Origin of the sequence: Streptomyces sp. NPDC048637, assembly GCF_040650675.1 — a bacterium.
Taxonomy (GTDB): Bacteria; Actinomycetota; Actinomycetes; order Streptomycetales; family Streptomycetaceae; genus Streptomyces.
The window spans coordinates 38,831-45,313 of record NZ_JBEZHQ010000055.1 but is presented as its reverse complement, the minus strand read 5'-3'; the positions used below and the strand labels follow the sequence as shown (position 1 = coordinate 45,313).

Sequence of the window (6,483 nt, the reverse complement as noted above, 5' to 3'; positions counted from 1 at the left end):
TAAAGCGAAGCAGTCCCACACCCCTGCCCCTCCGGCCCGTCACCGCACCCCGACAGCCCCGCGCAGCGGCCCCGCCCGCCGCAGGCGCAACGGCGGGACGGCCGAAACACGCCGAGGCCCACACAGCGCCCCGGCCCGCCGCAGGCGCAACGGCGAGAAGGCCGACGACGTGGGGCCGAGGCAAAGCGCAGCGCCCCGGCCCGCCGCCAGGCGCAACGGCGAGAAGGCCGACGACGTGGGGCCGAGGCAAAGCGCAGCGGACCGGCCCGCCGCAGGCGAAACGGCGAGCAACCCCCACGGCGGGAAGGCCGAACACGTGGGACAAGGGCAAAGCGCAGCGAACCGGCTACCCCCACGCCACCCGCCCACGTACGGTGAACTCATGACGAGCATCGGTGGAACCGAGATGGTCGACTGGAATCTTGCGGTCGCGACCGCGACCCGGTTCGTGCGGCCGGGGCCAGAGGTGAGCCGGGACGAGGCGCGCGCGATCGTCGCCGAGCTGCGCAAGCACGCCAAGTCCTCCGAGGCGCATGTCCGCGCGTTCACGCGGATGGCACAGCCCGACGCGACGGGCGAGGCGCCGCATGACACGCCCGTCCTCGTCGTGGACCGGCCCGGCTGGATCAAGGCCAATGTCGCCGGGTTCCGGGCCGTGCTCAAGCCGCTGCTGGCCAAGATGGAGGACCGCCGCTCGACGGTCCCCGGCGGCGCGGTGCTCGGCGCGGTCGGCGGCAAGGTGACCGGTGTGGAGCTGGGCATGCTGCTGTCGTTCCTGGCCTCGCGGGTGCTCGGCCAGTACGAGACGTTCGCGCCGGCCTCGCGGGATCTGCCGGCCGCGGCACAGGGCGGCCGGCTGCTGCTCGTCGCGCCGAACATCGTGCACGTGGAGCGCGAGCTCGAAGTGGCCCCGCACGACTTCCGGCTGTGGGTGTGCCTCCACGAGGAGACCCACCGCACCCAGTTCACCGCCGTCCCGTGGCTGCGGGACCACATCGAGGGCGAGATCCAGTCGTTCCTCGGTGAGACGGACATCGACCCGGGCACCCTCCTGGAGCGGCTGCGGGAGGCCGCCCAGTCGCTGGCCGGCGCCAAGCCCGAGGGCGAGGAGGGCGAGGACGAGGGCCGCTCCCTCGTCGATCTCGTCCAGACACCTGCGCAGCGCGAGATCCTCGGCCGGCTGACCGCGGTGATGTCCCTGCTGGAGGGCCACGCCGACTACGTGATGGACGGCGTGGGGCCCGATGTCGTGCCGTCGGTCGCCGAGATCCGGGAGAAGTTCCAGAAGCGCCGGGCCAGCGGTGCCGGCCGGCTGGACCAGGCACTGCGCAAGCTGCTCGGCCTGGACGCCAAGCTGCGGCAGTACCGCGACGGTGAGCGGTTCGTCAGCGCGGTCGTCGAGGAGGTCGGCATGGACGGCTTCAACCGGGTCTGGACGTCGCCGAACACCCTCCCGACCAAACAAGAGATCGCCAAACCGGCGGACTGGATCGCGCGGGTGCACCGCAAGGCGGACGGGGCACCGTAAGCGAATGGCGTGAGCTGGGCACGCCGCGTGGCAGTAGAGCGCCCCTTCAATCACCCGTCTGAGGGACCGTTACCGATGGATAGGCGTGCAATGCTCGGGGAACCGCTCGCCTCTGTCACCATCTAGGCACTCTGTGTGACGAAGTGCCGTCCACGGCCCGAGGCTCCCCAGCTGAACGATTGGAAACGGACATGGGTCCCCATCCAGCGGTCGCCGCGATACGCCTGGCGGTCCGCCGCGTACTCCACGACGTGCTCAACCACCACTGCGCGCTGGACCGGCAGGAGCCCCCGCTCGTGCTCGTCGCGTGCTCCGGCGGCGCCGATTCCATGGCGCTCGCCTCCGCCCTCGCCTTCGAGGCCCCCAAGCTGGGGGTCCGCGCCGGGGGTGTCACCATCGACCACGGCCTCCAGGAGGGCTCGGACCTCCGCGCCGCCGAGGTCGCCCTGCGGCTGCGGGCCCTGGGTCTCGACCCCGTAGAGATCGTCGCCGTCGACGTGGGCGAGTCGAACAGGGTGGCGCACGGCGCCTCGTACCGGGGGACGGGCGGCCGGCCGGCGGGCGGGCCGGAAGCCGCCGCCCGTGACGCCCGCTACGCCGCCCTCGACGCCGCTGCCGAGCGCCATGGCGCCACCGCGGTCCTCCTCGGCCACACCCGCGACGACCAGGCCGAAACGGTGCTGCTCGGTCTCGCCCGCGGCTCCGGGACCCGCTCGCTCTCCGGTATGGCCGCGACCAGCGGCCGGGACGGGCGCTATCGCCGGCCCTTCCTCGACGTGGACCGCCAGACTGCCCGTAAGGCCTGTCTGATCCAGGCGCTGCCCGTCTGGGACGATCCGCACAACGCCGACCCCGCCTACACCCGCTCACGGCTGCGCCACGAAGGTCTGCCCGCCCTGGAGAAGGCGCTCGGCAAGGGCGTCGTCGAGGCGCTGGCCCGCACGGCCCAGCTCTCCCGCGACGACGCCGACGCCCTGGACGCCTGGGCCGCCGACGCCGAGGGCTCGGTGCTCGACGACAACGGCTCCCTCGACATCGCCGCCCTGTTCGCCCTGCCCCCCGCGGTGCGCCGCCGGGTGCTGCGCCGGGCCGTCATCGGCGCCGGCGCACCGGCCGGTTCGCTCTTCGCCCGCCATATCGAGGAAGTGGACCGGCTGATCACGGCCTGGCGGGGGCAGGGTGCCATCAACCTCCCCGGGCGCGTGGGTGTGCGACGGCAGGGTGGCAGACTGGTGATTCGGCAGGGCTGAGCCGCAGACGCTGCCCCGCATCCGAAGTCTCACGACTGACGCGAACACCGAACAGAGCGAGAGTGGCACGGGTGGACGACAAGGACATGGGTTCCGACCTTCAGTCGGTACTCATCAGCAAGGAAGAGATCGACGCGAAGCTGGCGGAGCTGGCGGCGAAGATCGACGCGGAGTACGCGGGCAAGGACCTGCTCATCGTCGGTGTCCTCAAGGGCGCCGTGATGGTGATGGCGGACCTGGCGCGCGCGCTGTCCACCCCCGTCACGATGGACTGGATGGCCGTGTCGTCGTACGGCGCGGGCACCCAGTCCTCCGGCGTGGTCCGCATCCTCAAGGACCTCGACACCGACATCAAGGGCAAGCACGTCCTGATCGTCGAGGACATCATCGACTCCGGTCTGACGCTGTCCTGGCTGCTGTCGAACCTCGGCTCGCGGGAGCCGGCGTCGCTGGAGGTCTGCACGCTGCTGCGCAAGCCGGACGCGGCCAAGGTCGCCATCGACGTGAAGTGGATCGGCTTCGACATCCCCAACGAGTTCGTCGTGGGGTACGGGCTCGACTTCGCGGAGAAGTACCGCAATCTGCCGTTCGTCGGTACTCTCGCGCCGCACGTCTACGGCGGCTGAGAGCGTCCCTGCGCTCGTCCGGCCGGTGTGGCCGGGCGAGCCCCGGACCGTCCGCTGCGGCCCGGCGGGAACCCTTCGGGGCCGCCCGCCGTTGGAGCAGGGAGAACGGAATCCTCGGCTTCGTGTTCACCCTCGGCGCAGGCGCCGGGTGACAATGCTGGGGTACCGTCCGAAGGCAATTCTTTTTCGGGCCAGTAATACACCGTACGCACGACCAGCCCTCCCGAGGGCGTTGTGCCTCACTGTGGCAGGAGGGACGGGGCCTCAGCGGCTCCGTATGGATGGACGTGAAGCGATACTTCCGTGGGCCGGTCATGTGGATCGTGCTGGCCGTCCTCGCCGTGGTCGTGTTGATGCAGGTCGTCGGCTCGTCCGGCGGCTACAAGACGGTGGACACCGGTCAGGTCGTCAAGGCGATCGCTGACAACAAGGTGAAATCCGCCGAGCTGACGACCGGTGACGAGAACAAGATCAAGATCGAGCTGTCGGGCTCCAACAAGATCGACGGCTCCAACAAGCTCCAGGCGAGCTACATCGGCGACCAGGGCGTCGATGTGGCCAAGAACCTGCAGGCCAAGTACCAGACGGGCGAGATCAAGGACGGGTACACCGTCTCCCCGTCGAAGCAGAACCCGTTCGTGTCGGTGCTGCTCTCGCTGCTCCCCTTCGTCCTCATCGTGGTCGTCTTCCTGTTCCTGATGAACCAGATGCAGGGCGGCGGCTCCCGGGTGATGAACTTCGGGAAGTCGAAGGCGAAGCTGATCACCAAGGACACCCCCAAGACGACGTTCACCGACGTCGCGGGGTCGGACGAGGCCGTCGAGGAACTCCACGAGATCAAGGAGTTCCTCCAGGAGCCGGCGAAGTTCCAGGCCGTCGGCGCCAAGATCCCCAAGGGCGTGCTGCTGTACGGCCCGCCCGGAACGGGCAAGACGCTGCTGGCGCGCGCCGTCGCCGGCGAGGCAGGCGTCCCGTTCTACTCGATCTCCGGATCCGACTTCGTCGAGATGTTCGTCGGTGTCGGTGCCTCCCGTGTCCGTGACCTCTTCGAGCAGGCCAAGGCGAACGCCCCGGCGATCGTCTTCGTCGACGAGATCGACGCCGTCGGCCGGCACCGCGGTGCGGGCCTGGGCGGTGGCCACGACGAGCGCGAGCAGACCCTCAACCAGCTCCTGGTCGAGATGGACGGCTTCGACGTGAAGGGCGGCGTGATCCTGATCGCCGCCACGAACCGTCCGGACATCCTCGACCCGGCGCTGCTGCGCCCCGGCCGTTTCGACCGGCAGATCGCCGTCGACCGTCCGGATCTGCAGGGCCGTCTGGAGATCCTCAAGGTCCACCAGAAGGGCAAGCCGGTCGCCCAGGACGTCGACCTCAAGGCCGTCGCCAAGCGCACCCCCGGCTTCACCGGTGCCGATCTGTCGAACGTCCTCAACGAGGCCGCGCTGCTGACGGCCCGGAGCGACGAGAAGCTGATCAACAACCACTTCCTGGACGAGGCGATCGACCGCGTCGTGGCCGGCCCGCAGAAGCGGACCCGGATCATGTCCGAGAAGGAGAAGAAGATCACCGCGTACCACGAGGGCGGACACGCCCTGGTCGCGGCGGCCTCACCGAACTCCGACCCGGTCCACAAGATCACGATCCTGTCCCGCGGCCGGGCCCTGGGCTACACCATGGTCCTGCCCGACGAGGACAAGTACTCCACCACCCGCAACGAGATGCTCGACCAGCTGGCGTACATGCTGGGCGGGCGCGCGGCGGAGGAGCTGGTCTTCCACGACCCGACCACGGGTGCCGCGAACGACATCGAGAAGGCCACCGCCACGGCCCGCGCGATGGTCACGCAGTACGGCATGACCGAGCGGCTCGGCGCGATCAAGTTCGGCACCGACAACTCCGAGCCCTTCCTGGGCCGTGAGATGGGTCACCAGCGCGACTACTCGGAAGAGGTCGCCGCGCTGGTCGATGAGGAAGTCAAGAGGCTCATCGAGACCGCGCACAACGAGGCGTGGGAGATCCTGGTCGAGAACCGCGATGTGCTCGACAACCTGGTGCTGACGCTGCTGGAGAAGGAGACCCTCAACAAGGAGGAGATCGCCGAGCTCTTCAAGCACGTGGTCAAGCGCCCGGCCCGCCCGGCGTGGACCGGCTCGTCCCGCCGTACGCCCTCCAGCCGCCCGCCGGTGCTGTCGCCGAAGGAGCTGGCCCCGGCCAACGGCTCGGTGACCACGACCGCCACCGTCTCCACGGAGAAGGCGGAAGCACCCGAGGAGCAGCGTCCCGAGAGCTGATCCCGGTGGTCCCCCGGGCCCCGGCCCGGGCCCCGGAATAAATGCCGCGCCCCCCAGGTTTAGCCTGGGGGGCGCGGCATTCCGCGATTCCTCCGCGATTCGAGCGGGCACAGAAGGAACGAGGCACCACATGACGGACCCTGTGACGCTGGACGTCGACGGCACGATCGGCACATTCGACGAGAAGCGCGCCGAGAACGCCGTACGCGAGCTGCTCATCGCGGTGGGCGAGGACCCGGACCGCGAGGGGCTGCTGGAGACGCCGGCGCGGGTGGCACGGGCGTACAAGGAGATCTTCGCCGGCCTGTGGCAGAAGCCGGAGGACGTGCTGACGACCACCTTCGACCTGGGCCACGACGAGATGGTGCTGGTCAAGGACATCGAGCTGGTCTCCAGCTGTGAGCATCACCTGGTGCCGTTCGTCGGTGTGGCCCATGTCGGCTACATCCCGTCCGCCGACGGCAAGATCACCGGCCTGTCCAAGCTGGCCCGACTCGTGGATGTGTACGCCCGGCGCCCGCAGGTCCAGGAGCGGCTGACCACGCAGATCGCGGACTCGCTGATGGAGATCCTGGAGCCGCGCGGCGTGATCGTCGTCATCGAGTGCGAGCACATGTGCATGACCATGCGCGGGGTGCGCAAGCCGGGTGCCAAGACGACGACCTCGGCCGTGCGCGGCCAGCTGCGGGACGCCGCCACGCGCGCCGAGGCGATGAGCCTGATACTGGCCCGCTGAGCCATCGGGCCCCCGGCCCGTACGACCGGCCTGCCGAGCGCCGTCGGAC

At 69.8% G+C, this 6,483-nt stretch carries 5 protein-coding genes; all 5 read left to right on the top strand.

The window, feature by feature from the left end; all coding sequences use genetic code 11:
- Positions 1-382: 382 nt before the first annotated feature.
- The 5 genes from AB0C46_RS37675 to folE all read left to right on the top strand — a co-directional run bounded on the left by AB0C46_RS37675 (position 383) and on the right by folE (position 6,434).
- The gene (locus tag AB0C46_RS37675) at positions 383-1,528 is read left to right on the top strand and encodes a zinc-dependent metalloprotease (RefSeq protein ID WP_018092952.1); all 1,146 of its coding nucleotides are present in this window, start codon (positions 383-385) and stop codon (positions 1,526-1,528) included.
- A gap of 191 nt (positions 1,529-1,719) precedes the next feature.
- On the top strand, positions 1,720-2,778 hold the full coding sequence (tilS, locus tag AB0C46_RS37670) for a tRNA lysidine(34) synthetase TilS (RefSeq protein WP_362833622.1): 1,059 nt from the start codon (positions 1,720-1,722) through the stop codon (positions 2,776-2,778).
- A gap of 86 nt (positions 2,779-2,864) precedes the next feature.
- A complete protein-coding gene (gene hpt / locus AB0C46_RS37665; RefSeq protein WP_030077134.1) occupies positions 2,865-3,404 on the top strand; it encodes a hypoxanthine phosphoribosyltransferase in 540 nt (179 codons plus the stop codon).
- Between the two features lie 281 nt (positions 3,405-3,685).
- Entirely contained in the window at positions 3,686-5,698 is a 2,013-nt protein-coding gene (gene ftsH, locus AB0C46_RS37660) for an ATP-dependent zinc metalloprotease FtsH (RefSeq protein ID WP_362833621.1), read from the top strand.
- 130 nt (positions 5,699-5,828) lie between these two features.
- Complete coding sequence (gene folE / locus AB0C46_RS37655) at positions 5,829-6,434, top strand: GTP cyclohydrolase I FolE (RefSeq protein ID WP_362833620.1); 606 nt, start codon at positions 5,829-5,831, stop codon at positions 6,432-6,434.
- Positions 6,435-6,483: the final 49 nt, after the last annotated feature.